The 26,243-nt window shown below is 62.8% G+C and carries 24 protein-coding genes; 13 read left to right on the plus strand and 11 right to left on the minus strand.

Going from position 1 to position 26,243, the window contains the following annotated elements:
• Positions 1–14: 14 nt before the first annotated feature.
• From trmB to CXK91_RS15695, 4 genes are all read right to left on the minus strand, one after another.
• Positions 15–731, minus strand: a complete 717-nt coding sequence (gene trmB / locus CXK91_RS15680; RefSeq protein WP_103457042.1) for a tRNA (guanosine(46)-N7)-methyltransferase TrmB — start codon at positions 729–731, stop codon at positions 15–17.
• Between the two features lie 64 nt (positions 732–795).
• On the minus strand, positions 796–1,590 hold the full coding sequence (locus CXK91_RS15685; protein ID WP_103457043.1) for a thiazole synthase: 795 nt from the start codon (positions 1,588–1,590) through the stop codon (positions 796–798).
• Between the two features lie 75 nt (positions 1,591–1,665).
• Entirely contained in the window at positions 1,666–1,881 is a 216-nt protein-coding gene (gene thiS / locus CXK91_RS15690) for a sulfur carrier protein ThiS (RefSeq protein WP_258035666.1), read from the minus strand.
• A 73-nt stretch (positions 1,882–1,954) separates the two neighbouring features.
• Entirely contained in the window at positions 1,955–2,329 is a 375-nt protein-coding gene (locus CXK91_RS15695) for a DUF423 domain-containing protein (protein ID WP_103457045.1), read from the minus strand.
• Positions 2,330–2,397: 68 nt separating this feature from the next.
• Here CXK91_RS15695 and mtgA point away from each other — a divergent pair, with 68 nt between their 5' ends.
• From mtgA to CXK91_RS15710, 3 genes are all read left to right on the plus strand, one after another.
• On the plus strand, positions 2,398–3,126 hold the full coding sequence (mtgA, locus tag CXK91_RS15700) for a monofunctional biosynthetic peptidoglycan transglycosylase (RefSeq protein WP_103457046.1): 729 nt from the start codon (positions 2,398–2,400) through the stop codon (positions 3,124–3,126).
• Positions 3,127–3,249: 123 nt separating this feature from the next.
• A complete protein-coding gene (dibA, locus tag CXK91_RS15705; protein ID WP_103457047.1) occupies positions 3,250–5,181 on the plus strand; it encodes a phosphodiesterase DibA in 1,932 nt (643 codons plus the stop codon).
• Positions 5,182–5,373: 192 nt separating this feature from the next.
• A complete protein-coding gene (locus CXK91_RS15710; protein ID WP_103457180.1) occupies positions 5,374–7,941 on the plus strand; it encodes a CHASE domain-containing protein in 2,568 nt (855 codons plus the stop codon).
• Positions 7,942–8,027: 86 nt separating this feature from the next.
• Here the strand turns inward: CXK91_RS15710 and rpoH are convergent, their stop codons facing one another.
• From rpoH to ftsY, 4 genes are all read right to left on the minus strand, one after another.
• Complete coding sequence (gene rpoH / locus CXK91_RS15715; protein ID WP_103457048.1) at positions 8,028–8,882, minus strand: RNA polymerase sigma factor RpoH; 855 nt, start codon at positions 8,880–8,882, stop codon at positions 8,028–8,030.
• 109 nt (positions 8,883–8,991) lie between these two features.
• Positions 8,992–10,011 carry a permease-like cell division protein FtsX gene (ftsX, locus tag CXK91_RS15720; protein ID WP_103457049.1) on the minus strand — a complete coding sequence of 340 codons (1,020 nt, stop codon included), beginning with the start codon at positions 10,009–10,011 and terminating at the stop codon, positions 8,992–8,994.
• Positions 10,011–10,679 carry a cell division ATP-binding protein FtsE gene (gene ftsE / locus CXK91_RS15725; RefSeq protein ID WP_003282770.1) on the minus strand — a complete coding sequence of 223 codons (669 nt, stop codon included), beginning with the start codon at positions 10,677–10,679 and terminating at the stop codon, positions 10,011–10,013. The genes ftsX and ftsE overlap by 1 nt, the downstream gene beginning before the upstream one ends.
• Entirely contained in the window at positions 10,676–11,959 is a 1,284-nt protein-coding gene (gene ftsY / locus CXK91_RS15730) for a signal recognition particle-docking protein FtsY (RefSeq protein ID WP_103457050.1), read from the minus strand. The genes ftsE and ftsY overlap by 4 nt, the downstream gene beginning before the upstream one ends.
• A 234-nt stretch (positions 11,960–12,193) precedes the next feature.
• On the opposite strand from ftsY, the gene CXK91_RS15735 reads away from it, so the two are divergent.
• Genes CXK91_RS15735 through rsmD form a run of 3 tightly spaced genes read left to right on the plus strand, consistent with a single transcriptional unit; the run spans position 12,194 to position 15,694 of the window.
• Positions 12,194–13,546 carry a M16 family metallopeptidase gene (locus tag CXK91_RS15735; protein WP_103457051.1) on the plus strand — a complete coding sequence of 451 codons (1,353 nt, stop codon included), beginning with the start codon at positions 12,194–12,196 and terminating at the stop codon, positions 13,544–13,546.
• Positions 13,539–15,080, plus strand: a complete 1,542-nt coding sequence (locus CXK91_RS15740; protein ID WP_103457052.1) for a M16 family metallopeptidase — start codon at positions 13,539–13,541, stop codon at positions 15,078–15,080. Before CXK91_RS15735 ends, CXK91_RS15740 begins: the two co-directional genes overlap by 8 nt.
• Complete coding sequence (rsmD, locus tag CXK91_RS15745; RefSeq protein WP_103457053.1) at positions 15,080–15,694, plus strand: 16S rRNA (guanine(966)-N(2))-methyltransferase RsmD; 615 nt, start codon at positions 15,080–15,082, stop codon at positions 15,692–15,694. Before CXK91_RS15740 ends, rsmD begins: the two co-directional genes overlap by 1 nt.
• 12 nt (positions 15,695–15,706) lie before the next feature.
• On the opposite strand, the gene CXK91_RS15750 is transcribed toward rsmD, so the two are convergent.
• Positions 15,707–16,111, minus strand: a complete 405-nt coding sequence (locus tag CXK91_RS15750; protein WP_003282777.1) for a hypothetical protein — start codon at positions 16,109–16,111, stop codon at positions 15,707–15,709.
• Between the two features lie 174 nt (positions 16,112–16,285).
• Here CXK91_RS15750 and CXK91_RS15755 point away from each other — a divergent pair, with 174 nt between their 5' ends.
• Complete coding sequence (locus tag CXK91_RS15755; protein ID WP_103457054.1) at positions 16,286–17,269, plus strand: hydrolase; 984 nt, start codon at positions 16,286–16,288, stop codon at positions 17,267–17,269.
• A 16-nt stretch (positions 17,270–17,285) separates the two neighbouring features.
• Here CXK91_RS15755 and CXK91_RS15760 read toward each other — a convergent pair whose 3' ends face one another.
• Positions 17,286–17,960 carry a TetR/AcrR family transcriptional regulator gene (locus tag CXK91_RS15760; protein ID WP_103457055.1) on the minus strand — a complete coding sequence of 225 codons (675 nt, stop codon included), beginning with the start codon at positions 17,958–17,960 and terminating at the stop codon, positions 17,286–17,288.
• A 126-nt stretch (positions 17,961–18,086) separates the two neighbouring features.
• On the opposite strand from CXK91_RS15760, the gene CXK91_RS15765 reads away from it, so the two are divergent.
• The 6 genes from CXK91_RS15765 (at position 18,087) to ggt (ending at position 24,338) form a co-directional block, all read left to right on the plus strand.
• Entirely contained in the window at positions 18,087–19,499 is a 1,413-nt protein-coding gene (locus tag CXK91_RS15765; RefSeq protein ID WP_103457056.1) for a coniferyl aldehyde dehydrogenase, read from the plus strand.
• A gap of 16 nt (positions 19,500–19,515) precedes the next feature.
• On the plus strand, positions 19,516–20,046 hold the full coding sequence (locus CXK91_RS15770; protein ID WP_103457057.1) for a twin-arginine translocation pathway signal protein: 531 nt from the start codon (positions 19,516–19,518) through the stop codon (positions 20,044–20,046).
• A 15-nt stretch (positions 20,047–20,061) separates the two neighbouring features.
• Entirely contained in the window at positions 20,062–21,657 is a 1,596-nt protein-coding gene (locus tag CXK91_RS15775; protein WP_103457058.1) for a GMC family oxidoreductase, read from the plus strand.
• 105 nt (positions 21,658–21,762) lie between these two features.
• On the plus strand, positions 21,763–22,245 hold the full coding sequence (gene coaD / locus CXK91_RS15780) for a pantetheine-phosphate adenylyltransferase (RefSeq protein WP_003282785.1): 483 nt from the start codon (positions 21,763–21,765) through the stop codon (positions 22,243–22,245).
• 108 nt (positions 22,246–22,353) lie between these two features.
• Positions 22,354–22,605 carry a YfhL family 4Fe-4S dicluster ferredoxin gene (locus CXK91_RS15785; RefSeq protein WP_003282787.1) on the plus strand — a complete coding sequence of 84 codons (252 nt, stop codon included), beginning with the start codon at positions 22,354–22,356 and terminating at the stop codon, positions 22,603–22,605.
• On the plus strand, positions 22,605–24,338 hold the full coding sequence (gene ggt, locus CXK91_RS15790) for a gamma-glutamyltransferase (RefSeq protein WP_103457059.1): 1,734 nt from the start codon (positions 22,605–22,607) through the stop codon (positions 24,336–24,338). The genes CXK91_RS15785 and ggt overlap by 1 nt, the downstream gene beginning before the upstream one ends.
• Here the strand turns inward: ggt and CXK91_RS15795 are convergent.
• Positions 24,322–26,109, minus strand: a complete 1,788-nt coding sequence (locus CXK91_RS15795; RefSeq protein WP_423834020.1) for a Na/Pi cotransporter family protein — start codon at positions 26,107–26,109, stop codon at positions 24,322–24,324. The two genes, ggt and CXK91_RS15795, sit on opposite strands and share 17 nt — an antisense overlap.
• Between the last annotated feature and the right edge of the window lie 134 nt (positions 26,110–26,243).

Consider the following 26,243-nt stretch of genomic DNA (forward strand, 5'->3'; position numbering starts at 1 on the left):
TGTCGTGATTTCGCTCAGTCGATGCGCTGGAACTTCAGATCCCAGACACCATGGCCGAGCCGCTCGCCACGTCGTTCAAACTTGGTTACCGGCCGCTCCGCCGGTCGCGGCACGCAGCGCCCGTCTTCAGCCAGATTGCGATAGCCCGGAGCGACGCTCATTACCTCAAGCATGTATTCGGCATAGGGCTCCCAGTCGGTAGCCATATGCAGCACGCCGCCGATCTTCAGCTTGCTGCGTATCAGCTCGGCGAAAGCCGGCTGCACGATGCGGCGCTTGTGATGGCGGCTCTTGTGCCATGGGTCCGGAAAGAACAACAGTACGCGGTCCAGACTGGAATCGGCCACGCAATCGCGCAGCACCTCCAAGGCGTCGCAACTGTAGACCCTCACGTTGTTCAATTTCTGTGACATAAGTCCGCTCAGCAGCGCGCCGACACCGGGTTTATGCACTTCCACGCCGATGAAGTCCTGATCCGGCGCCGCTGCCGCCATTTCCAGCGTGGAATGGCCCATGCCGAAGCCGATTTCGAAAGTGCGCGGCGCGCTGCGGCCGAACACTTCGTCGAAATCGCGCAGGCCGTCTTCGAGCGCCAAGCCGAACTTCGGCCAGCCTTGTTCCAGACCGCGCTGCTGGCCTTCGGTCATGCGACCGGCACGCATCACGAAACTCTTGATGGTACGGCGGTGCTCGGTTTGCTGCTCTTCGGCCGCGGGGGTCTGCTCTGTCATGGTCTACCTGCGAGAAATAAAAAAGCCGACCTCGACACGACGTCGAGGTCGGCCATGAGCCGTTTTAGCGAATCAGCCCGTCCAGCGGCGACGAGGCGCTGGCGTAGAGCTTCTTCGGCATGCGCCCGGCGAGATAGGCCAGGCGGCCGGCCTCGATGGCGTACTTCATGGCTTCGGCCATCAGTACCGGATTCTGCGCATGGGCGATGGCGCTGTTCATCAACACCGCTTCGCAACCCAGCTCCATGGCGATGGTGGCGTCCGAGGCGGTGCCGACCCCGGCATCCACCAGTACGGGAACCGTGGCTTCCTCGAGAATGATGCGCAGATTGTACGGATTGCAGATGCCCAGGCCGGTGCCGATCAGTCCAGCCAGCGGCATTACCGCAATACAGCCCATCTCGGCCAGCTGGCGGGCGATGATCGGGTCGTCGCTGGTGTAGACCATCACGTCGAAACCGTCCTTGACCAGCACTTCGGCGGCCTTGAGGGTTTCAATCACATTGGGAAACAGCGTCTTCTGATCGGCCAGTACCTCCAGCTTGACCAGCTTGTGACCGTCGAGCAGTTCACGGGCCAGGCGGCAGGTGCGTACCGCGTCTTCGGAGGTGAAGCAGCCGGCGGTGTTCGGCAGGATGGTGTAATGCTCGGGACTGATCACATCGAGCAGGTTCGGCTCGCCTGGGTTCTGACCGATGTTGGTGCGGCGCACGGCGACGGTGACGATCTCGGCGCCCGAGGCTTCGATGGCTGCGCGCGTCTCCTCGAGGTCCTTGTACTTGCCGGTACCTACCAGCAGGCGCGATTGATAGGTGCGACCGGCCAGCGTAAAGGGCTTGTCGTTCGGAACTGGGCGCATGGGAAATCCTCGTTCGGACGTATTGCTGCGGACAGGGTGCCGCACAGGCGGCGTGATTCGGAGGAGCGCAAGCGGCTAGCCGCCACCGATGGCGTGGACCACCTCGATATGATCGCCTTCGCTGAGCTCGGTAGACGCGTGCGCGCTGCGCGGCACGATGTCCCGATTGAGCTCGACCGCCAGGCGGCGTCCGCTCAGCTCAAGACGCACCAGCAGGTCCGCCACCGTCTCGCCGGCTGGCAGCTCATAAGGTTCGCCGTTCAACTGAATCTGCATACTGTTCGCCGCCATTGCGAAAAGGGGACAGCATTCTAGCCCGAATCACCCATACCACCAACGCGAAGCCCGCGGCCGTTCGTCCCGCTCAAGCGCGCAGGCGCCATCCCGCCAGAGCGAGGCAGAGCCAGCCTGCGAGGAAGGCTGTGCCACCTATCGGTGTGATCATGCCCAGCCGCCCGACTCCGCTCAGCGTGAGCAGGTATAGGCTGCCGGAAAACAGCAGGATGCCGCCGACGAACAGTGCGCCAGCAGCTGTCAGTAGGCGACTGGGCCGTTGCAATGCAAGCAGCGCGACAGCGAGCAGGGCCAGCGCGTGAATCATCTGGTACTGCACGCCCGTCTGGAAAACCGCCAGATAGGCGGGGCTCAGCTGAGTCCTGAGACCGTGGGATGCGAAGGCGCCGAGCGCCACGCCAGTGAAACCGAACAGGGCGGCAAGCACGAGATAAGAACGAATCATTGCCTTTTCCAGTCGAGGACTTGAACGGTCGCTATAATGCCGGCTCTTTTCGCCCACGACCACGTGCCATGTTGCGAAACCTTCTACTGCGCCTGTCCAAACTGCTGCTCTGGCTGATCGGCCTATCGGTGCTGCTGGTCCTGTTGTTTCGCTGGGTCCCGCCGCCGTTCACCGCTTTGATGATCGAGCGCAAGATAGAGTCCTGGCGCACAGGCGAAACTATCGACCTGACCCGCGACTGGCGGCCCTGGCGCGAGCTGCCGGACGATCTGAAGATGGCGGTGATCGCTGCCGAGGACCAGAAGTTTGCCGACCACTGGGGCTTCGACGTCGCAGCAATTCGCGCGGCACTCAGCCACAATGAGAGCGGCGGCTCACTACGTGGCGCCAGTACGCTAAGCCAGCAGGTGGCGAAGAACCTGTTCCTCTGGTCCGGCCGCAGTTGGCCGCGCAAAGGCCTGGAAGCCTGGTTCACCGCACTGATCGAACTGCTGTGGCCCAAGCAGCGCATCCTCGAGGTTTATCTCAACAGCGTTGAGTGGGGTGATGGCATCTTCGGTGCGCAGGCGGCGGCACAGCTTCATTTCAGTATCGGCGCATCGTACTTATCTACCCGACAGGCCAGCCTTCTGGCTGCGGTGCTGCCCAATCCGCGGCAATGGCATGCAGGCCAGCCGAGCGGGTATGTGAACAATCGCGCCGCCTGGATTCGCCAACAGATGCGCCAGCTCGGGGGCGGGCACTACCTGCAGCGAATCAAACCCGACCGCCCGGACTGGTGGCCGAGCTGGCTTTAGGCCAGTATGTCGCACCGCGGGCGCAGCAGGATGCAGCACTACCTGTGTATACGATGTTCCTTCCGCTCGCCGTGTGCGATGAGGTTTGACTGTGCAGTATCTCGATCGGACCCAAGAGCAACGATGAACACGCACCTCGTCCGGCTGACCCTGGCCTACTTCCTCCTGGCCATGCTGTGGATTCTTCTCGGCGACACGCTCATCGGCAACCTGGTCAAAGGCGATGACAGCCAGGCCTGGCACATGGGCAAAGGCGCTCTGTTCGTGTCATTCACCAGCGCCCTGCTGTTCGTGCTCGGCCGGCAGCACTTTCGCCGCTTCGACGAGCAGCAGCTCGCTCAGCATGTGCAGGAAACCAGCCTGAAACAGGCTGCTGCGGTCTTCGACAGCACCCAAGAAGGCGTTCTGGTAACCGATCCAAGCCAGCACATCGTGCACGTCAATCCTGCATTCAGCCGCATTACCGGGTACAGCACCGCCGAGGTACTCGGGCAGACGCCCAAGCTCTTCGCCTCCGGCAAGCACGACGCGGCCTTCTACAAGCAGATGTGGCTGGCGCTGAAAGAACATGGGGAATGGAGCGGCGAGATCTGGAACCGACGCAAGAACGGCGAGGTTTACCCGCAATGGCAGAACCTGCGCTGTATCCACGACAACCAGGGTAATCTCAGCCATTACGTAGCGGTGTTCTCCGATCTTTCGGCGCTGAAACGCTCCCGCGAGGAACTTGACCAGCTCGCCCATTACGACCCGCTGGTCAATCTGCCGAATCGCCTGCTATTCACCGAGCGCGCCAAGCAAGACCTCGAGCGAGCACGAGCGAGCAAGCGTAGCGGTGCCCTGCTACTGATCGACCTCGATCATTTCAAGGACATCAACGAAAGCCTTGGTCATAGCCTGGGCGATGCCTTATTGCAAACCGTCAGCGCTCGGCTGACCAGCGGGCTGGAGGAAGGCATGACGCTCGGCCGACTTGGCGGCGACGAGTTCGCGCTGCTTTGCGAAGGCTACGGCGCCGAAAAAGCCACCGCCCTGGCATTGCGCATCCTTGATCGCCTGAACGAGCCCTTCAACCTCGGAGGGCAGGAGCTGTTCAGCAGCGCCAGCATCGGCATCGTGCTCTATCCGTATCCGACCGATGTGCAAAATGTCGAGCAGCTGATGCGCAACGCCGACTCAGCGCTGTTCAAGGCCAAGAGCAGTGGCCGCTCTACTTATGCGTTCTATTCCGAAGAGCTGACCAGCCAGGCACGCCAACGCGTCGAACTGGTCGCGGCGCTGCGTCAGGCCTTGGAGCAAGGGCAATTACGTCTACATTTTCAGCCGATCTACGATCTGCTCCAAGGCACGATCGCTGGTTTCGAAGCCCTGGTCCGCTGGCAGCATCCGCAAAAAGGCCTTGTAGCGCCAGACATCTTCATTCCCATCGCCGAAGAAACCGGCTTGATAGGAGCTATCGACCATTGGGTGCTGGAGCAAGCCTGTAACCAGGCCCGGGAATGGCTTGCCCAAGGTCGCACGCTTGGATTCATCGCGGTGAATATCTCCAGTCGGCTGTTCGGCAACGGTGACCTTGATCTGCAGGTAGCGACCATTCTGGCCAAGAGCGGGCTGGACGCCCGTTATCTGGAGCTGGAGATCACCGAAAGCGCTGTCATGCAGGACCCGGACGCAGCGCTGGAATTGTTGCAGCGCTTGCGCGCGCTCGGCGTTCAACTGGCAATCGACGACTTCGGTACCGGTTATTCATCGCTGCAACGACTAAAGCGCATGAATGTGCACAAGCTCAAGATCGACCAAGGGTTCGTCAGAGGGCTGCCGGCAGATCGTGAAGATGCTGCCATTACCCGCTCGGTCATCAGCCTGGCGCACAACTTGGGGCTGAAGGTCGTCGCTGAAGGCATCGAGGTTGCGGACCAGGCGGCATTCCTGCTGGCCCAGAATTGCGACTATGGGCAGGGCTACGGTTTTGCCCGGCCGCAGCCTGCGAGCGACATCGACTGGCGCCCGACAGCACTGGATTACGGCAACAGCAGCCATTCATCTCGACGCTGACGGCGCATTTATATCAATAGGCCATCATGGACGGTAGACTGACGATTGCTCAGCGTGCCCAGGCCGACCGCCAGTGCGCCCGAGGTCGCTTCGTTGCGGCATACTGGCCCGGAAAGCCAGCAGCGGGCAGCACAGTTTCTGACCGACCAGGCAACCAAATCGGTTCACGTACCGCCCACCACAGCGAAGATGATGAGCGATCCAGTAGAACACCACAGCCAATCCATGGGTTTGCAACAGCTCTTCACCTGGCGAAACGGTATCGCCTGGGGCGCTTTGGTGCTGACCCTGCTGGTACAGCTGGTGGTCTGGCAGAATCTACGTGCCAATGAAGATCGCGCGGCCGAAGAGCAATTCCGTATGCTCAGCGAGAAGGTCACCGAGGCCATTCGCAAACGTCTGCGTGACCACGAGCAGATCCTTCTTGGCGGCGCCGGTCTGTTCGATGCCGTCGAGCACGTCAGCCGCGAGCAGTGGGGCATGTATGTCAGCCGTCTGCTGCTGCCGGATCGCTACCCGGGCATTCAAGGCGTCGGCTTCGCACAGGCCGTCCCTCATGAAGAGCGCGATGCCCATATCGCGATGATCCGCGCGCAGGGCTTCCCGAATTACGACATTTCCCCTGCCGGGGATCGCGAGTTTTACACCTCGATCATCTTTCTAGAGCCATTTACCGGTCGCAATCTGGCCGCCTTTGGCTACGACATGTATTCCGAACCGACCCGCCAGCGGGCGATGCTGCGCGCTGCGCGGCTAGGTGAAACCAGCATTACCGGGAAAGTTACGCTGCTGCAGGAGACCCACGGCGAGGTCCAGGCCGGCGTATTGCTCTATGTACCGGTGTACCGACCAGAACTTCCGGCGACTACGCCCGAGCAACGCATGCAGGCGCTGCTAGGATTCGTCTACAGTCCCTATCGGGTCGACGACCTACTGCAAGGTATTCTTCGCGCTGCAGACTTGCCACTGGCTTTGCACATCTATGCCAGCACCAGCGAAGCACCGCAGCATTTGCTCTACGCTTCGCGCGAGGTACCAGAGCCTGGTAGCGCCCGCTACAGCCAGCTTCAGCAACTGGAACTCTACGGCCAGACCTGGTCGCTACGCATGGACAGCAGGCCAGAGTTCGATGAGCGCTTCCGCACCAACGAAGCGCTGGTAATTGGCCTGGGACTCGGGCTAAGTCTGCTGGTGTTCCTTCTAACGTCCTCGCTTGCGCTCCGCCATCGCCGTACCAAGGCTCTGGCTGAAGAGATGACCCGGCATATTCGACAGAGCAGGCACGACCTGAAGCTGAGCGAGGAACGTCTTTCGCTGGCCCTCAAGGGCAGCAACGACGGCCTTTGGGACCTCGATCTGGAAGCCGGCAGCATGTTTGCCTCACCCCGCGCCTGGGACATGCTCGGTTATCGCCCCAATGAACTGGCCTGCGATCTCAAATTGTGGGAACGGGTGACCGTTGCCGAAGAGCTTGCCCAGCAGAAGGCGCGATTGGCGCAAACCATGCTTTCCAACGTCGACCACTTCACCACCGAACTACGGCTGCAACACAAACATGGCCACATTGTGCCGGTACTGTTGCGCGGTTATATCCAGCGCGACCCACAGGGCATGGCGCAACGTATCAGCGGTACGCTGATGGACCTGACGGAGCACAAGCGCGTCGAACAGATGAAGAACGACTTCGTTTCCACCGTCAGCCACGAGTTGCGCACGCCACTTACCTCCATCAGCGGAGCGCTCGGGCTGATTGTCGGCGGCGCACTCGGCGCAGTACCTCCAACCATGTTGCAGATGCTCGAAATCGCCTACCGCAACAGCCTGCGCCTGGGCCACCTGATCAATGACCTGCTGGACATGGAGAAGATCGCCGCCGGCAAAATGTCCTTCGAGTTGCGCGAACACTCTCTGGGTGACCTGCTCGAGGAAGCACTGGCAAGCAATCGCGCGCTTTGCGATCAGCACGGGGTAACCTGCACGCTGGAACACACCGATGACGTGCTTGTGTGGGTAGACGGTATTCGTCTGCAGCAGGTGCTCGGCAACTTCCTGTCGAATGCCGTCAAGTTCACCCCTGAAGGGGGGCAGATTCGACTGCACAGCAGCCTACGCGGACCAAAGGTTCGCATCAGTGTCACGGACCAGGGTCCAGGCATCCCTGAGGCTTTCCGCTCCCGGGTGTTCGAAAAATTCGCCCAGGCCGACGCTTCCGACAGCCGTCAGAAATCCGGTACCGGGCTTGGGTTGGCCATCACCAAGGAGCTGATCGAGCGTATGGGCGGTACCGTCGGCTTTGACTGTCTACCCGATCAAGGCACGACCTTCTGGTGCGAACTGCCCATTCAGGTGCCCGCCAGCGACACGGACAGCCGCGACGATCTGCCGCGAATCCTGGTGGTCGAAGACGAGCCAGACACTGGGCGCCTGCTGCATATGATGCTGCGTGAAGGCGGATATGGGGCGGAGCGGGTACAAAGCCTGCACCAGGCCCGGGAAAAGCTTGCCAGCGGCCACTACGCGGCAATGACGCTCGATCTGCACCTGCCTGATGGCAGCGGTATGCAACTGATCGACGAGCTGCGCGCCAAGGCGGACATGCAGGATCTACCGATCATCGTCATCTCCGCTGCACATCAGTTCGATCAGGCCCAATTCCCGCCGTGGATCGTCTGGTTGCACAAGCCGATCACCAATGCCCAACTGCTGGTCGCGGTGGAGCAGGCGCGAGACAACATCCGACAGGCAAAGCGCGCCGACTGATCATCAATGGGTGTGCGGCAACAGCCGATTCGGGGCAAAAAAAAGCGGGAGCGCCGTAGCCTCCCGCTTTTTTTTGCCTATGAGAATCAAGCCTGGATCGACCCCTTGAGCTTGTTCATCGCATTCTTTTCCAGCTGTCGAATGCGCTCGGCTGACACGTTGTACTTGGCAGCCAGGTCGTGAAGGGTCGCCTTGTCCTCATTAAGCCAGCGCTGCTGAAGGATATCGCGACTGCGCTCATCAAGCCCTTCAAGTGCCGTATGCAGGCTGGATGTGGAGCTGTCGCTCCAGTCGGCATCTTCCAGCTGGCGGGCTGGGTCGTAACGGTGATCTTCCAGGTAGTGCGCCGGCGACTGATAGGCACTGTCGTCATCGGCATCAGTTGCCGGATCGAACGCCATATCGTGCCCGGTAAGACGGCTTTCCATCTCGCGCACTTCATGCGGCTCAACGCCCAAGCTGTCGGCCACGGCCGTCACTTCATCGTTGTTCAGCCAGGCCAGGCGCTTTTTCTGACTACGCAGATTGAAGAACAGCTTGCGCTGCGCCTTGGTCGTCGCGACCTTGACGATGCGCCAGTTACGCAGGATGAACTCGTGGATTTCGGCGCGAATCCAGTGCACGGCGAAGGACACCAATCGTACGCCCATCTCCGGATTGAAACGCTTGACCGCCTTCATCAGGCCGACGTTGCCTTCCTGGATCAGGTCGGCCTGAGCCAGACCGTAGCCGGAATAGCTGCGAGCGATGTGAACGACAAAACGCAGGTGCGCCAGCACCATTTGCCGAGCCGCTTCGAGATCCTGATGATAGAAGAGGCGCCCGGCCAGCTCGCGCTCCTGCTCGACGGTGAGCAGCGGGAGGCTGTTCACGGTCTGCACATAAGCCTCGAGATTGGCTCCCGGGACTAGCGCTTGAACAGGTTGCAGAGTAGTTGTCATGCAGTACCTCCAATGACGAAGCTGCAGCAGTTTAGCATTGCCGCATGAGACTGCAAGCCTGCGCAAAAGTTCCCCAGGCCATATACTAAGTCACTGTATATAAAGGATTTTATCTTGGAGCCAGCTCGCTCAGATGCCGCGCGACAGCCAGCCAGGCGCCAATGTAGCCGAGCAGCACTGCTCCGATCACCAGAGACAGCGCATCACCAGCCGGAACGCCTTCCAGACCAAAATCGCTGCCATAAAGACCGGCCAGACTCACTACCGCCTCGTTCAGCCAGCCCAGTCCGTAGGCCAGCAACAGCCACGCAATCAATCCGGCACCCAGGCCATAGATCGCGCCCATGTAGAGGAATGGACGACGGACGTAGCCATCAGTTCCACCGACCAGCTTGACCACCTCGATCTCGGTGCGACGGTTCTCGATGTGCAAGCGAATGGTGTTGCCGATCACCAGCAACAACGTTGCAATCAACAACAGTGTCAGACCAAAGACGAAACGATCACCAAGCTTGAGAATGGCCGTAAGCCGCTCCACCCAGAGCAGGTCCAGCTGCGCCATCTGCACCCCCGGCAGCTCGGACAGCTGCTGGCGCAGCGCTTCGAGTTTGTCCTTGTCCACCTCCTCGGGCGTCACCAGGACCACGCCAGGCAGCGGGTTCTCCGGCAGCTCCTTGAGCGCTTCACCAAGACCGGACAGTTGCTGGAACTCTTCCAGCGCCTGCTCGCGGCTGACCCAGTCCGCCGCCGCCACGTCTGGCATGGCTGCAACTTCATCACGCAAGCGTTCGCCAGCAGCGGCCTCCACATCCAGCTGCATGAACAGCGATATTTGCGCCGCGCGCTGCCAGGAGCCGCCTAAGCGCTCGACATTGTCCAGCAGCAGGGCAAGACCCATGGGCAAGCTCAGCGCCACTGCCATTACCAGACAGGTGAAGAAGCTGCCGATCGGCTGCTTGATCAGACGACCGACGCTGTCCACAAGGCTCGCCCGATGGCTTTCCAGCCAGGCGTGAAACAACGTCTTGAAGTCCGGCTCGTCGCCGCGCGGTTGCTCCGGCTTCTTCACCGAGCCACCAACGCGCTCGGCCGGGCTTGGGTTGGTTTTAGGATTGCGTTCGCCACTCATCAGCTGGCCTCCCCATCGCCGATCAGGCGACCACGTTGCAGGGTCAGCATGCGATGACGCATCCGCGCGATAAGCGCCAGATCGTGACTGGCGATCAATACGGTTGTACCCAGGCGGTTGATGTCTTCGAAAACGCCCATGATCTCCGCGGCAAGGCGCGGGTCGAGGTTGCCGGTGGGTTCATCGGCGAGCAGTAGCGCCGGCCGGTGCACCACCGCCCGAGCGATGCCGACACGCTGCTGCTGTCCGGTGGACAGATCCGCCGGGTACTGCAGCGCCTTGTCCTTGAGGCTGACACGCTCAAGCGCAGTCATTACCCTCTGGCCGATTTCGCGCTTGTTCAGACCGAGTATCTGCAACGGCAGGGCGACGTTGTCGAACACGGTGCGATCGAACAGCAGCTGGTGATTCTGGAACACCACGCCGATCTGTCGGCGCAGGAATGGGATCTGCGCATTAGTGATGCGCGAGAGGTCCTGCCCGGCCAGCAGCAACTTGCCGCTGGTGGGGCGTTCCATCGCCAACAGCAAACGCAGCAATGTGCTCTTACCGGCGCCGGAATGGCCGGTGACGAAGAGAAACTCGCCACGGCGGACCTGGAAGGAAAGCTCGTGCAGCCCGATGTGACCGTTGGGGTAGCGTTTGCCGACCTGTTCGAAGCGGATCATGTGCCGTCCTGTTGGGCGAAGAGCGCCTTGACGAAGGCATCGGCCTCGAAGGTGCGCAGGTCGTCGATGCTTTCGCCGACCCCGATGTAGCGGATTGGTGTGCCGAATTGCTTGGCCAGCGCAAAGATCACCCCGCCCTTGGCGGTTCCGTCGAGCTTGGTAAGCACCAGGCCGGTCAGCTCTACCGCCTGGTTGAACTGCTTGGTCTGGTTGATGGCGTTCTGGCCGGTGCCGGCGTCGAGAACCAGCAGGACCTCGTGCGGAGCCGACTCATCGAGCTTGCCCATTACCCGGCGGACCTTCTTCAGCTCCTCCATCAGGTTGTCCTTGGTGTGCAGCCGGCCAGCGGTGTCGGCGATCAGCACATCGATGCCCCTCGCCTTGGCCGCCTGCACCGCATCGAAGATCACCGAGGCAGAGTCGGCACCGGTGTGCTGAGCGATGACCGGAATGCTGTTGCGCTCGCCCCACACCTGCAATTGTTCAACCGCCGCGGCGCGGAAGGTGTCTCCGGCGGCAAGCATGACCTTCTTGCCTTCGAGCTGCAGCTTCTTGGCCAGCTTGCCGATCGTGGTCGTTTTGCCGACACCGTTCACGCCGACCACCAAGATCACGTAAGGGCGCTTGGCACTATCGACCACCATAGGCTGCTCGACGGGCTTGAGCAGACCGGTGAGTTCTTCCTGCAGCGCGGTATAGAGCGCCCCGCTATCGGCCAGTTCCTTGCGCGAAACGCGGCGCGTGAGGTTCTGCATGATCGCGGTGGTCGCCTCGACGCCGACGTCGGCTGTCAGCAGGCGGGTTTCCAGCTCGTCGAGCAGGTCGTCGTCGATCGCCTTCTTGCCGAGGAACAGGCTGGCCATGCCCTCGCCGATGCTGGAACTGGTCTTGGACAGTCCCTGCTTGAGACGGGCGAAAAAGCCTAACTTGCTCGGCGCCTCGGCGGGTGCAGCCGCGACGACCGGGGCCGGCACGATTTCCGGCTCCGGCTCTGGCTCTGGCTCTGGCTCTGGCTCTGGCTCTGGCTCTGGCTCTGGCTCTGGCTCTGGCAGTATTTCAGCTTCGGCGAGCCGCTCAGGCAATACCTCGGGAGCAGTGAGTGCCGACTGCTCGATCTCGGCCTCGACCTGTTCTTCCGCAAGCGGCAGGCTGTCGTCCTGCGGCTCGGCGGCAGGCTGCTCGGCCACCGGGGGCTGCGGCTTCTTGCGCAGCCAGCCGAACAGGCCTTTCTTCTCGCCGGGCTCGGCCGGCGTCTTCTTGTCGTCGTTGGAACCAAACATGGAGAAGGTATTCTCAAGGATGCGAAACACCGGCAGCCCACGCTGCCGGCCAAATGGGCTCTATCCTAGCACCTCGCAAAGCGGCTGCGCTAAGCACGGCTTCCTGCATCGGTGGCCGACGTCAGGTGCGGATATCCCGGCTTTGCCTGATCCGCGCACGCCAGTACCATGGCTGCCGTGTTGCCGCCCTGCCAGTCTGCCGTGGCGGACACCAACCTGGACGAGTCCTGAACTATGCCCCTGATGTTACGCCGCGCCGTCGCCCTGCTGCTCGGAGCTTTCTATTTGCCCTTATCGGCAGCAGCAGACAGCCAGCCAACCCACGAGTTCTTCCTTGATAACGGTCTGAAAGTGATCGTGCGTGAAGATCGTCGCGCCCCGGTAGTGGTATCCCAGCTCTGGTACAAGGTCGGCTCCAGCTACGAAACGCCCGGCCAGACCGGCCTTTCCCATGCCCTCGAACACATGATGTTCAAGGGCAGCCGCAAGCTCGACGCGGGGGAGGCTTCGCGCATCCTGCGTGAGCTTGGCGCCGAGGAAAACGCCTTTACCAGCAACGACTACACGGCCTACTACCAAGTGCTGGCACGTGATCGCCTGGCCGTGGCCTTTGAACTCGAAGCCGATCGCCTGGCCAGTCTCAAGCTCCCCCCTGAGGAGTTCGCACGGGAAATCGAAGTCATCAAGGAAGAGCGCCGCCTGCGCACCGACGACAAGCCCAGTTCACTGGCTTACGAGCGCTTCAAGACGATCGCCTATCCCGCGAGCGGCTACCGTAATCCGACCATTGGCTGGATGAACGATCTCGACCGTATGCAGGCCGACGAACTGCTCGCCTGGTATGAGCAGTGGTATGCACCGAACAACGCCACGCTGGTGGTCGTTGGCGATGTCTCGCTGGACGAGGTGCGCAGCCTAGCGGAGCATTTCTTTGGACCCATCGAAAAGCGCGCCGTGCCGACCGCCAAACTGCCGCTGGAGCTGGCCGAGCCAGGCGAGCGCAGACTGAAGCTGCACGTGAAAACCCAACTACCCACCCTGCTGATGGCATTCAACGTGCCGAGCCTGGCCACTGAGGACAATGCTCGTCAGGTGCATGCGCTGCGCTTGATCAGTGCGCTGCTCGACGGCGGCTACAGCGCCCGCCTGCCGGAGCGACTGGAGCGCGGTGAAGAGCTTGTGACCAGCGCGTCGGCCTGGTACGACGCCTACGCCCGCGGCGACAGCCTGTTCGTACTCAGCGCCGCACCGAACATGCAAAAGGATCGCACGCTCGAGGAAGTCGAAGCAGGCCTGTGGAAGGAACTGGAGGCACTCAAGCAAAGTGCGCCCTCGGCTGACGAACTCGAGCGCGTACGTGCCCAGGTCATCGCCGGCCTGGTCTATGAGCGCGACTCCATCACCCAGCAGGCCACTACGATCGGCACGCTGGAGACCGTCGGCCTTTCCTGGCGCCTGATGGACGAGGAGCTGAGCGCGCTGGAAGCCGTCACCCCCGAAGACATCCAGCAGGCCGCCCGCAGTTACTTCACCCGCTCCCGCCTGAGCGTCGCCCATGTTTTGCCCGAGGAAGCCCGTGATGAGTGAATCCAAAGCCCTGCGCAATGGCCTGATCGGCTTGTTGCTGGCGGCCAGCCTCGGCCTGGCGGGCTGCGATGAAGGCTCCACCGCTCTGCCACAACCTGGCGAACCGGTGAAGCAGGACGTTGCCCGCGAGGCTAGCCAGCCCGCCGTACCCACTGCAGCAACCGAAGCCAAAGAAAAACCTCGCCTGGAGTCACTGGCTGAACTCGGCGACCAGCCACTGGCTCGCCGCAAGCTGGACATCCAGAGCTGGCAGACCGCCGAGGGCGCCAAGGTATTGTTCGTCGAGGCCCGTGAGCTGCCGATGTTCGACCTGCGCCTGACCTTCTCCGCCGGCAGCAGCCAGGATGGCGACGTGCCGGGGCTCGCATTGCTGACCAACGCCATGCTCAACGAAGGCACCGACGGCAAGGACGTCAGCGCCATCGCGCGCGGTTTCGAAAGCCTCGGTGCAAACTTCGGCAATGGTTCCTACCGCGATATGGCGGTGGTCAGCCTGCGTAGCCTGAGCGCACTGGACAAGCGCCAACCGGCCCTGGAGCTGTTCAACCAGGTCATCGGTCAGCCAAGCTTTCCCGCCGACTCACTGCAACGGATCAAGAACCAGCTGTTGGCCGGCTTCGAGTTCCAGAAACAGAACCCCGGCAAGCTGGCCAGCCTCGAGCTGTTCGCCCAACTCTACGGTGAGCATCCTTACGCTCACCCGAGCGAAGGCACGCCCGAGTCGGTTCCAACGATTAGCGTCGAGCAATTGCGCGAATTCCATGCCCGCGCCTATGCGGCAGGCAACGCGGTGATCGCACTGGTCGGCGACCTGTCCCGCGAGGAGGCAGAGGCGCTCGCAGGCGAAGTTTCTGCCGCCTTACCGGAAGGCCCTGCGCTCCCGGCTACGCCGGCGCCCAAGGCGCCCACTGCCGGCAAGCACCATATCGATTTCCCCTCCAATCAGAGTCACCTGATGCTGGCACAGCTTGGCATCCCCCGCGGCGACAAAGATTACGCAGCGCTTTATCTGGGCAACCAGATCCTCGGCGGTGGCGGCTTTGGCACGCGACTGATGGAAGAGGTGCGCGAGAAGCGCGGCCTGACATACGGCATCTACTCTGGTTTCAGCCCGATGCGCGCAGAAGGCCCGTTCATGATCAGCATGCAGACTCGCGCCGAGCTCACCGACGGTTCACTCGAACTGGTGCAACAGCTGGTCAGCGACTATCTCGCCGAAGGCCCCACCGAGGCCGAGCTGGAACGTAGCAAGCGCGAGATCGCCGGAAGCTTCCCGCTGTCGACTGCGAGCAACGCCGATATCGTCGGTCAGCTTGGCAGCATCGGTTTCTACGGCCTGCCACTGACCTATCTGGAAGACTTCATGGGCGAAGTGCAGGCGCTGACGGTCGACCAGGTCAAGACAGCGATGAACAAGCATCTGCACAGCGATAGCTTTGTCATCGTCACCGCCGGTCCTAGCGTCGAGCAAAAACCGCTGCCGCCGCCCACCGACAAACCAATCGAACAGCCCAGCGGCGTTCCGGAGCACTGATGGCCAACCCACCCATTCGCCCTAACGCCCATGGCGGCCAGGGCCAGTTGCGAATCATCGGCGGCGAATGGCGCTCGCGCCGCTTCAGCTTCCCCGATGCCGAGGGTCTGCGGCCGACGCCGGACCGGGTTCGCGAAACGCTGTTCAACTGGCTGGCGCCCTATCTCTCCGGTGCGCGGGTGCTCGACCCGTTTACCGGCAGCGGTGCGATCTATCTCGAGGCGCTGTCACGCGGCGCCAGCATGGCCCTGGCGCTGGACGTGAATGCCAACGCCATCGCCAGCCTGCGCAAGCATCTGGATACGCTCAACTGCGGTCACGGTCAGTTGCTGCAAAGCGATGCCCTGCGCTACCTGGAGACTCAGTCGCCGACCGCCTTCGACCTGGTATTCCTCGACCCGCCGTTCAACAAGAACCTGCTGCTGCCGGCCTGCGAGTTGCTGGAGAGCAAGGGCTGGCTGGCCGAGCACGCCTGGATCTACACCGAAAGCGAAGCGCTGCCTTCCAGTCTCGGCCTGCCGGGGAACTGGCGGCTGCATCGGGAGAAGCAGGCTAGCAAGGTGCATTACGCACTGTGGGAGCGCCAGGCGCCCATCAGCTCCTCGCCGAGCTGACGCCAGCAGGCCTCAGTAGAAATCGACGGTCTGGCCATTGCAATCGAAGGCCAGAAAGCGGCCGACGTTGCCGGTCTCGATGGCGCCGACCATCATTTTCAGGGGCTGCTCGGCCTCGTCGGAGTTCGGCGTGATGCCGGCCTGCCCGGGCAACGCCGCGGCGAACAGCAGATCCCAGGCTACGCCGGTACGCTCGGACTCCTCACGCAGCGCTGCGAAATCGCGCAGCTCCTCGGGTAGCTTGTCCACGCAGAGCACCGGCTTGAGCGAGCCGCCGGCGTTTTCCTCGAAGCGCTGGCGCTCCGCCTCGGTGGCATCATCGGGCAGCTCGGCGCTGACGAAGACGAACAGCAGTCGCTGAGGTTCGCGCTCCTGGCGAGCAGCGGCCAGCAGTTGATCGAAAGGGGTAAGAGTCATGAGCTGGATTCCGGATGGGTATATCGACGTCCACTCTCCACTGCCTGTGCTGCGCTGACCATATCTCCAAAGGCATAAGTCGCCGAGCGGCGGACATCATTCAACGCCTGCATCATGCTTTTCTCCCTGGCGCCGAAACTCTAGCGTCGGACCGAACAGAGGAATCCAGCGACCGTGTCCGAACCCTTTCAATCCGCCTGGTGGCTACCCGGCCCGCACCTGCAAACCCTGTGGAACCCATTTTTCCGCAAGGCACCGCGCCTCGAGCGCCAGCGCGAACGGCTCTGGCTGAGCGACGGCGACTTCATCGACCTGGACTGGCACGGCCCCCATGAAGCCGGAGCCCCCTTGGTGCTGGTGCTGCACGGACTCACCGGCTCGTCGAACTCCCTTTACGTGCTTGGCCTGCAGCAGCAGCTCGCCGCCCAAGGCTGGGCCAGCGTGGCGATCAACTGGCGCGGCTGCTCGGGCGAGCCGAACTTGCTGCCGCGCGCCTATCACTCCGGCGCCAGCGATGATCTGGCCGAGGTCATCGCCCACCTGCAGACCTGCCGCCCCCTGGCGCCGCTGTATGCGGTGGGCTACTCACTGGGTGGCAACGTACTGCTCAAGTATCTGGGTGAAACCGCCACGGGCTGCCCGTTGCGCAAAGCAGTGGCGATTTCCGTGCCGTTTCGCCTGGACCAGTGCGCCGATCGCATCGGCCTCGGTTTTTCACGGATCTACCAGGCGCACTTCATGAAGGCGATGGTCGCGTACGTGAAGGACAAGCAGCAGCGCTTCCAGCATGAAGGCCTGATGGAGCACCTTGGCGCCCTGCAGCGCCTCGGCCCGTTGCAGGGCATGCGCACCTTCTGGGATTTCGACGGCCGCTTCACCGCGCCGCTGCACGGCTATCGTGATGCTCAGGATTACTACCGACGGGCCTCCAGCCGCTACTTCCTGCCCATGATCGAGATTCCCACACTGCTGATCCAGGCTGCCGACGATCCCTTCGTGTTCCGCCACAGCGTGCCCGAAACCACCGAACTGTCCCCAAGCACCACACTTGAACTGCATGCCCACGGCGGCCATGTCGGCTTTATCGAAGGCACACCACGATGCCCGCGCTACTACCTGGAGCGTCGTATTCCGAAGTGGCTGACGGAAACGCGCTGACGCCGGCAGTGCTGCTTCAGTCTCTCGGCGCTTGCAACAGCTTCTCCAGCGCAACGGCGTACTGCCGCTGCAATGCCTCCACCTCGCGTCGCGCCGCGGGTCCGACAAAGCCGCTCTCCAGCGCCAGCACCTGATAGATGCCGCGACGCAGGTGAAGCTGATCCAGCTGTCCCGCACCGGCGCCGACCGTACCGAGGAAACGCACCCAGGACGTGAGCACAATCCAGGCGTTGAGCGCCAAAGCCTCCGTCTGATCCTCGTCCATCACCAGAATGCCGGCCGCGACGAAGCCCCGGTAGATAGCCTGGGCATGCTGCAGGCAGCGAGTGGCAAAGGCCTGATAGCGCTGCGAAAGCTCCAGGTTGGCATCCAGCAGGCCTTCCAGATCGCGATGCAGAAAACGGTAATCCCACATCGCGCCGAGTAACGCTTCCAGATAGATCGCCTTGTCCTGAACCTGCATCGGTCGCTCCAGCGGCAGGCGCAAAAACTGATCGACCCGCGACTCGTAGCCGACGAACAACTCCGCCACGATCGCCTGTTTGTTGGGGAAGTGGTAGTAGAGGTTGCCTGGCGAAATACCGAGGTGCGCGGCGATATGGTTGGTCGTGACATTGCGCTCGCCCTGGCCGTTGAACAGCGCCAGGCTGGCGTCGATGATGCGGTCACGGGTCTTTGCTCGGGGTGCCATGGGTGGCTGGTCTCGGCGGCGAAGCGGAGGGCAACGGTACACGCCGGCAGGCTGGCAAGCACGTCTCGTTGACACTTTAGAGCAATTACTCTAGAAATCTTCCAGCACATCGCCATCGGAGTTCACATGTCAGCTGACACCCTGCACGCACCTGCCGACCTGGAGGTCTTGTTCGCAGGCCAGCGTTCGGCCTTTGCCGCCGCGCCGATGCCCTCGGAGGAAGACCGCGTACGTTGGCTGGATGCCCTGCGCGATGTGCTGGTCAGCAACCAGCCGGCACTGATAGAAGCGATCGCTGCGGATTTCGGCCAGCGATCGGCCGACGAAACGCTGCTGGCGGAAATCATGCCCAGCCTGCATGGCATCCGTTACGCCTGCCGTCATCTGCGGCGCTGGATGAAACCCTCACGCCGGCGTGTTGGCCTGGCCTTCCAGCCGGCCAGCGCTAGGGTGATCTACCAGCCGCTGGGTGTGGTTGGCATCATCGTGCCGTGGAACTACCCGTTGTACCTGGCCATTGGCCCACTGATCGGCGCGCTGGCCGCTGGCAACCGCGTGATGCTGAAGATGAGCGAGTCAACACCGGCCACCGGCCAGCTACTCAAGGCCCTGCTGACGCAGATCTTCCCCGAGAATCAGGTTGCGGTGGTACTGGGCGATGTGGAGGTCGGGCAGGCCTTCGCCCGGCTGCCGTTCGATCACCTGCTATTTACCGGATCGACGCTAATCGGCCGCGAAGTAATGCGCGCGGCCGCGGAGAACCTGACACCGGTGACGCTCGAACTCGGCGGCAAATCGCCGGCGATCGTCTCGGCGAGCGTCCCGCTGGCCGATGCAGCCGAGCGCATCGCATTCGGCAAGTGCATGAATGCCGGGCAGACCTGCGTCGCACCGGACTATGTGCTGGTGCCGCGCGAGCGTGTCGAGGGCTTCGTCGCCGCCTACCGGGAGGCGGTGCAGCGCCTGTACCCGACCCTTACCGACAATCCCGACTACACAGCGATCATCAACGCCCGCCAGCTGGCACGCCTGCAGGACTATCTGGACGATGCCGGGGCAAAAGGCGCGCGAGTCGTGCCGCTGTTCACCGAGACGCAGCAACGGCGTATGCCGCACTGTCTGCTGCTGAACACGAGTGACAACATGCACGTGATGCAGGAGGAAATCTTCGGCCCTCTGCTGCCGATCGTGCCCTACGGCGATCTGGACGAAGCGCTGGCTTACATCAACACACGCCCCCGGCCGCTGGCGCTGTACTACTTCGGCTACGACCGCAACGAGCAGCAGCACGTACTGCAGACGACCCACTCCGGCGGCGTGTGCCTGAACGACACCCTGCTGCACGTCGCCCAGGACGATCTCCCCTTCGGCGGCATCGGTCCCTCCGGCATGGGGCACTATCACGGTCACGAAGGCTTCCTGACTTTCAGCAAGGCCAAGGGCGTGTTCATCAAGCAGCGCTTCAATGCGGCCCGGCTGATCTATCCGCCCTATGGCAAGTGGTGGCAGAAGCTGATCTACGCGCTGTTCATCCGCTGATGCGAAGCTGAAAGCAATGCACGACCTTTCCCTGAATCGTCGCGGCCTGCTCAAGGTCGGACTGCTCGGTGGCGCCGTCCTGGCCGGCGGCGGCCTGCTCAGCCGGACCCTCTGCGCCTCGGCAGACGGCCCGGCGAGCGGCTTTTTCGTACTGCGTGATAGTGATCTGCCGATGCTGCGCCGCCTGACTCCATTGCTGCTGGAAGGCTCGGCGGCGCCCGACGCCATGCCCCAGGCCGTGCAGACCACCCTGGTCAGCCTGGATCGGGGTCTGCATCACCTTTCACCCGCGCTGTTGGGCCAGGTACGCCAGCTGTTCGATGTGCTTAGCCTGCCGCTGACTCGCGGCCCGTTGACGGGGATATGGTCCCATTGGGATGCAGCCTCCGATGACCAGTTGCGCGCGTTCCTGCTGCGCTGGCAGAACAGCTCGCTTGCCCTGCTCCGGCAGGGACACGCCTCGCTGCTGCAGATGACCTTCATGGCCTGGTACGCCAGCCCCGTCGCCTGGGCGCACTGCGGTTATCCCGGACCGCCGACGGTCTGACTGAAGGAGGTCCATGTGCCCGTCCCCGATCTTTTCACCGAAGGCCTCACCCATGGCTGGACTACCCACGATGGCTCGCGACTGCAGCACGACCTGGTACTGGAAGCCGATATCGCTATCGTCGGCAGCGGTGCGGGCGGTGCCACCAGTGCGGAAATCCTGAGTGCAGCGGGCTTCAAGGTACTGCTGATAGAAGAAGGACCGCTGCGCACCAGCAGTGACTTCGACATGCAAGAAGCCAGTGCCTACCGCTCGCTCTACCAGGAAGCCATCGGCCACACCAGCAAGGACGGCGCCATCACCATCCTGCAAGGTCGCGCAGTCGGCGGCACCACGCTGGTGAACTGGACGTCGAGCTTTCGCACACCGCCGCAGACGCTGCAACACTGGGCCAGCGAACACGACGTCAGCGGGCTTTCGGTCGAGTCGCTGCAACCTTGGTTCGAACGTATGGAGCAGCGCCTCGGCATCGCACCCTGGGCCGTGCCGCCGAATGCCAACAACGCGGTACTGCAACGCGGCTGCGAAAGCCTCGGCCAGCACTGGGCTGTGATTCCACGCAACGTCCGCGGCTGCTGGAACCTGGGCTACTGCGGCATGGGCTGCCCGACCAACGCCAAGCAGTCGATGCTTGTCACCAGCATCCCCGCGATGTTGGAAAAAGGCGGCGAGCTGCTCTACCTCGCCCGTGCCGAGCGCCTGCAGATTCAGGGCGAGCAGGTCGTCGGTCTGGAATGCCTGGGCATGGACGAACGCTGTGTGGAGCCGAACGGCCGCCGAATCCGCGTCGTCGCCAGGCATTACATCCTCGCCGGCGGCGGCATCAACACGCCGGCGCTGCTACTACGCTCGAACGCCCCGGACCCGCACCGGCGGGTCGGCAAACGTACCTTCCTGCACCTGACGAACTTCTCCGCGGCGCAGTTCGGCGAGCGTATCGATGCCTTTCAAGGCGCACCGCAATCGGTCTATTCCGATCACTTCCAGTGGCGAGACGGGGTTGTCGGGCCGGCAGGCTACAAGCTCGAAGTGCCGCCCATTCATCCGGCCCTGGCCGCGACGCTGCTCGGCGGCTTCGGCGCCGATAGTGCGCAGCGCATGGCCCAACTGCCACATACCCACGCGATGATCGCCCTGCAACGCGATGGCTTTCATCCGGACAGCGCCGAAGGCACCGTCGAACTGCGCAGCGATGGCAGCCCGGTGCTGGATTACCGCATGACCGACTACGCCTGGAACGGCATCCGCCGCGCCTTTCTCAGCATGGCGGAAATCCAGTTCGCCGCTGGCGCCCGCGCGGTGTTGCCATTGCACGCCGATGCCCGTTACGTGCGCGCGTTCCGCGCCGCTCGCGAGCTGATCGAGGGCCTGAACCTCGCGCCGTACCGCACCCGGCTCGGCAGCGCCCACGTGATGGGCGGGTGCGCCATGGGCGACGACCCAAGCCAGGCGGTCACAGACAGCCAGGGGCGGCACCATCAGCTGGATAACCTGTCGATACACGACGGCTCGCTGTTTCCCACCAGTATCGGCGCCAACCCCCAACTCTCGATCTATGCGTTGTGTGCGAAATTGGCAGCGGAATTGGACGATCGCCTGAAGAAGTCCTGAGATTGACTCCCATTCACGACAGATCGCTGCATGGTATTCAGGCTTTACGCTGTCGTTACCGAGCCGCTACCATCCACACCCCCACGCATGCGTCAGGACGCCGCGATGAATCGAGTGTTGTATCCGGGAACCTTCGATCCCATCACCATGGGCCACGCCGATCTGGTGGAACGCGCTTCGCGCCTGTTCGACGAGGTCATCATCGCCGTGGCGGCCAACCCCAAGAAGAACCCGCTGTTCCCGCTTGAGCAACGTGTGGCGCTGGCTCGCGAAGTCACCAAGCACCTGCCGAACGTGAAGGTCATGGGCTTTTCCACACTGCTGGCGCACTTCGTCAAGGAGCAGCAGGCCAATATCCTGCTACGCGGCCTGCGCGCGGTGTCGGACTTCGAGTACGAGTTCCAGCTGGCCAACATGAACCGCCAGTTGGCGCCCGATGTGGAAAGCCTGTTCCTTACGCCGTCGGAAAAGTATTCCTACATTTCCTCGACGCTGGTGCGGGAAATCGCTTCACTCAAGGGGGATGTATCCAAATTCGTCCACCCGGCGGTGATGAGCGCACTGAACGAGCGCTTCGGCCCGACCTGACGTTGCCCGCCGGCACTACGTCGAGTGCACGCAGGTCGGCGATGCGGCACAATTGCCCGGTCGTAATATTGCTGTGCCGTGGTTCGAGCCACGGCAGGAGTTCGCTGGATGTCCCTGAAAATCACCGATGACTGCATCAACTGCGATGTGTGCGAGCCGGAGTGCCCGAACAGCGCCATTTCCCAAGGCGAGGAAATCTACGTCATCGACCCCAACCTCTGCACCGAATGCGTCGGCCACTATGACGAACCGCAGTGCCAGCAGGTGTGCCCGGTTGACTGCATCCCCCTCGACGAAACCAATGTCGAGAGCAAGGACGAGCTGATGCAGAAGTACATGATCATCACCGGCAAGGCGTGATGCTTCTGCGGCGACAGACCCGACGAACCACCCTGCTCAAGGGTCTCCAAGGCTGGCTCGCCGCGCTCCTGTTACTGGCCTGCTCGGCCCACGGCAACCCCCTTGCCAACGGCGCAGTCGCCACGGCTCATCCGCTGGCCAGTGAAGTCGGCCGGCACATCCTCGAAGCCGGCGGCAATGCCTTCGATGCCACCGTCGCGGTCAGCGCCGCACTGGCGGTGGTCGAGCCATACGGTTCCGGGCTCGGCGGCGGCGGCTTCTTTCTGCTGCGCGAAGCCGGTGACTCCGTCCGCCACACCTTTCTCGACGCCCGTGAGCGAGCGCCCGCGGCTGCTACGCCGGACATGTACCTGCGCGATGGCAGGGTTAAACGCGAGCTTTCTTTGAACGGCCCGCTGGCCGCGGCGATTCCTGGCACACCGGCCGCGCTGGTCGAACTCGCCGAAAAGCGCGGCCGTCTACCGCTGAAGACCACTCTCGCCCCGGCCATTGCCCTGGCCCGCGAAGGCTTTGCAGTGGATGCGGTGTATCGCCAGCGTGCCGGCTGGCGCCTCGCCGCGCTGCGTGACGATCCCGAAAGCGCGCGCCTGTTCCTCGATGGCGGCGAGCTGCCGGCCGAAGGTCATCTGCTGCGCCAGCCGGAACTTGCCAAGACCCTGGAGCGCCTCGCCAGCCACGGCCATGACGGTTTCTACCGTGGCGAGCTTGCAGAAAAGCTGGTGCAAGGGGTGCGCGCAACCGGCGGTATCTGGTCCATGAAGGATCTGGCCGACTACCACACCGTGGAACGTGAGCCACTGCGCTTCGCTCTCGCCGATGGCCACGAGCTGATCGGCGCGCCGCCGCCCTCGGCTGGCGGCATGATTCTCGCGCAGAGCCTGGGCATTCTCGAACGTCTGTCCTGGCGCGATGCCGAACCGCTGCAACGCAGTCATCTGGTGGTCGAGGCGCTACGCCGCGCCTACCGCGACCGCGGGCTGCTGGGTGACCCGGATTTCGTTGCGTCGCCGCTCGCGCACCTGCTGTCCGACCAATATCTCAGCCAGCTAGCTGGCTCCATCGACCCCGAGCAGGCCACACCCAGCAGCGCGCTGCCGCCCGCGCCGCGCTGGCGCGAGGGCGAACACACCACCCACTTCGCGGTGATCGATGCCGAAGGCAATGCGGTGGCCGCGACGTTATCGCTGAACATGATGTTCGGCGCCGCCTTCACCGTGCCCGGCACCGGTGTGCTGCTCAACGACGAGATGGATGACTTCGCCGCCGACATCGACGGCAGTAATGCCTATGGCCTGGAAGGTAGCAGCGCCAATGCGATTTCCGGTGGCAAGCGCCCTCTGTCGAGCATGAGCCCGACCTTCATCGAAAGCCGTGAAGAGTTCGCCGCCTTCGGCACGCCCGGCGGTAGCCGCATCCCCAGCATGGTGCTGCTTTCGGCGCTGTCGTACCTGGATGGCGAGCCGGTTCAGGCCTGGCCGGCGGCGCCGCGCTACCACCACCAGTACCTGCCGGACGTGCTGCAGTACGAGGCCGAAGCATTCACCCCAGCGCAGCTCGCTGCCCTGCGCGAGCGTGGCCACCAGCCCAAGCTGATCGATCGCGATTATGGCAATCAGCAGGTGCTCTACTGGCACAAGCCAAGCGGGGCGGTCGAGGCGGCCAGCGATCCGCGTGGCATAGGCCAGGCATTGAAAGTGCCCGCGCCACGGGCTCCGGTTAGAGCTGCAGAATGACCGGCCCTTCATCCTCGGCGAGCTGACGCAGCTGCCGCGTCAGTTCATGGCCCTCGCCGAGCAGCAAGGCATTGCGCAGGCTCTGGATGATACGGCTGGCGTAGCCCAGATCATTCATCAGCGAGCTGCTCTGCAATCCGTCCAACTTGTGGTTGCGGATCGACTCGAACAGCCGGCGGCGGAAGTCGGCATCGAACTGCGCTGCGCGCTCGTCCAGCCAGTTCAAGCGCTCACGCCAGAGTTCATCGGGCAGCTCCGAATGGTTGAGCGCACGAATCTCCCGCAGTGACTCGAGCAGGTGACGACGCAGCTCCACATAGGCTTGGCGCGCGGCGGATTCGTCGGTGCGCAGGTAGTGCCCGAGGTTTTTCTGCAGGTGCTTGGCATCCTTGACTGCATCCACAAGCTGCAGCGCCGCGACCTGGCAGTTCAGCCAGAACGCCTGGTGGCTTTCATCCAGCGGCAGGTCCAGACGGCCCATAAAAGTCAGCAGATCGGAGTACACACCTTTGATGTGTCGCTGATACAGCCGCTCGGCATCGAGCGCCTGGGCGTCGGGCTTGGACCTGATCAGCGTCTCGTCGATAGTGCCCTGCTGGCGCAGCTGGTTCACCGGCAGATAGGTAGCATGGCAGATCACTTCCAGGCTCAGGCGCGCCAGATGCTGCAGCTCCTGCGCCACGGCGCTCGCGGCGGCATCAGCCGAGTCCAGCGCGCGATCGCTCAAGTAGCGTGCGTGAGTCAGTTCCTCCGGTCGCGCCGGCGCCAACTCGGTGATCAGCACCGCCGGCTCGATGCGCTCAGGCAGTACACGCAGCAGCAGATTCGCCAATTGCGTCTGCCATGGCCAGAACAGCAGCACGCCCATTCCGTTGAACAGCGTATGGAACAGCGCCAGCTGAATCAGCCGGTTTTCTCCCAGACCAAGCGGAGTCACCAACCACTGCACCAGCCAGGCCAACGGCACCAGCAGCGCAATAGCCAGTACTGCGGTGGTCACGTTGAACAGCACATGGGCCAATGCCAGGCGCTGGCCACTGCGGTTGCCGCCGAGCGAACCGACAAAGGCCGTGGTAACGCTCGTCCCGACATTCGCACCGATTGCAGTCGCCAAAGCCTGGGCAAGATCGAGCTGTCCGGAGGCCAAGGCGGTCAGTGTGAGCATCAACGTGGCATGGCTGGACTGCAGTACCACCGTGGCGAACAGCCCGATCGCCACGAACATCAACTGCCCCGCCAGGCCCCCGGCATGGTATTGCGACAAGTCCATGCCGCCGAAGCTGGAAAAGCCGGTCTTGATCTGATCGATGCCGAGGAAGATGAATGCGATGCCAAGCACGATTCTGCCGGCCGCCTTGCCCTTTTCACCGGTGAAGCTGGCCAGCACTCCGAATACCAGCAGCGGCAGGGCCAGCGGACTCAGGCTTACATTCTGCCCGGCCAGCGCCAGCAACCAAATACCCGTCGTGGAGCCCAGATTGGCACCGAACAAAATCGCAATGCCGCCAGCTAGCTTGATCAGGCCGGTACTGATGAAGGCAATCGTAAGCAACGAAACGAGTGTGCTGGATTGCAGCAGCATCGTGCCGCTCATGCCGAACAGCAGGCCCTTGAGCGGCGTTGCGGTACTGCGCGCCAGCAGTTGTTCGAGCTTGCTACCCGCCAGTTGGCGCAGCCCCTCTTCTAGGCACTGCATACCGAACAGGAACAGTGCAAGTCCTGCGCAGAGTTCGAGCCAGCCGTCACTGGCCCAGAACGACCAGGACAGCATCAGCACGCCCGCAATGGGCAGAACAATCTTGAAGTAGCGGCTGTTCAAGGAGAAAGGCTTCGCGGCGCGGGGAATGGGAGGCGAAGCCTACTGCAGCGGCACCGCGACCGGAAGGCTCAGGCCCGGTCAGCCGC

Origin of the sequence: Stutzerimonas stutzeri (assembly GCF_002909485.1) — a bacterium.
Lineage (GTDB): Bacteria > Pseudomonadota > Gammaproteobacteria > Pseudomonadales > Pseudomonadaceae > Stutzerimonas > Stutzerimonas stutzeri_AH.

Coding starts and splice junctions, on each gene's coding strand:
- CXK91_RS15760 (WP_103457055.1), bottom strand. CDS start 17,960: ATGGCACCCCGAGCAAAGACCCGTGACCGCATCATCGACGCCAGCCTG.
- dibA (WP_103457047.1), top strand. CDS start 3,250: ATGAACACGCACCTCGTCCGGCTGACCCTGGCCTACTTCCTCCTGGCC.
- CXK91_RS15685 (WP_103457043.1), bottom strand. CDS start 1,590: ATGCGCCCAGTTCCGAACGACAAGCCCTTTACGCTGGCCGGTCGCACC.
- coaD (WP_003282785.1), top strand. CDS start 21,763: ATGAATCGAGTGTTGTATCCGGGAACCTTCGATCCCATCACCATGGGC.
- CXK91_RS15695 (WP_103457045.1), bottom strand. CDS start 2,329: ATGATTCGTTCTTATCTCGTGCTTGCCGCCCTGTTCGGTTTCACTGGC.
- rpoH (WP_103457048.1), bottom strand. CDS start 8,882: ATGACAACTACTCTGCAACCTGTTCAAGCGCTAGTCCCGGGAGCCAAT.
- trmB (WP_103457042.1), bottom strand. CDS start 731: ATGACAGAGCAGACCCCCGCGGCCGAAGAGCAGCAAACCGAGCACCGC.
- CXK91_RS15785 (WP_003282787.1), top strand. CDS start 22,354: ATGTCCCTGAAAATCACCGATGACTGCATCAACTGCGATGTGTGCGAG.
- ftsY (WP_103457050.1), bottom strand. CDS start 11,959: ATGTTTGGTTCCAACGACGACAAGAAGACGCCGGCCGAGCCCGGCGAG.
- rsmD (WP_103457053.1), top strand. CDS start 15,080: ATGGCCAACCCACCCATTCGCCCTAACGCCCATGGCGGCCAGGGCCAG.
- CXK91_RS15770 (WP_103457057.1), top strand. CDS start 19,516: ATGCACGACCTTTCCCTGAATCGTCGCGGCCTGCTCAAGGTCGGACTG.
- CXK91_RS15795 (WP_423834020.1), bottom strand. CDS start 26,109: ATGCTGTCCTGGTCGTTCTGGGCCAGTGACGGCTGGCTCGAACTCTGC.
- CXK91_RS15765 (WP_103457056.1), top strand. CDS start 18,087: ATGTCAGCTGACACCCTGCACGCACCTGCCGACCTGGAGGTCTTGTTC.
- thiS (WP_258035666.1), bottom strand. CDS start 1,881: ATGGCGGCGAACAGTATGCAGATTCAGTTGAACGGCGAACCTTATGAG.
- CXK91_RS15740 (WP_103457052.1), top strand. CDS start 13,539: ATGAGTGAATCCAAAGCCCTGCGCAATGGCCTGATCGGCTTGTTGCTG.
- ftsE (WP_003282770.1), bottom strand. CDS start 10,679: ATGATCCGCTTCGAACAGGTCGGCAAACGCTACCCCAACGGTCACATC.
- CXK91_RS15735 (WP_103457051.1), top strand. CDS start 12,194: ATGCCCCTGATGTTACGCCGCGCCGTCGCCCTGCTGCTCGGAGCTTTC.
- CXK91_RS15750 (WP_003282777.1), bottom strand. CDS start 16,111: ATGACTCTTACCCCTTTCGATCAACTGCTGGCCGCTGCTCGCCAGGAG.
- mtgA (WP_103457046.1), top strand. CDS start 2,398: ATGTTGCGAAACCTTCTACTGCGCCTGTCCAAACTGCTGCTCTGGCTG.
- ggt (WP_103457059.1), top strand. CDS start 22,605: ATGCTTCTGCGGCGACAGACCCGACGAACCACCCTGCTCAAGGGTCTC.
- CXK91_RS15710 (WP_103457180.1), top strand. CDS start 5,374: ATGAGCGATCCAGTAGAACACCACAGCCAATCCATGGGTTTGCAACAG.
- ftsX (WP_103457049.1), bottom strand. CDS start 10,011: ATGAGTGGCGAACGCAATCCTAAAACCAACCCAAGCCCGGCCGAGCGC.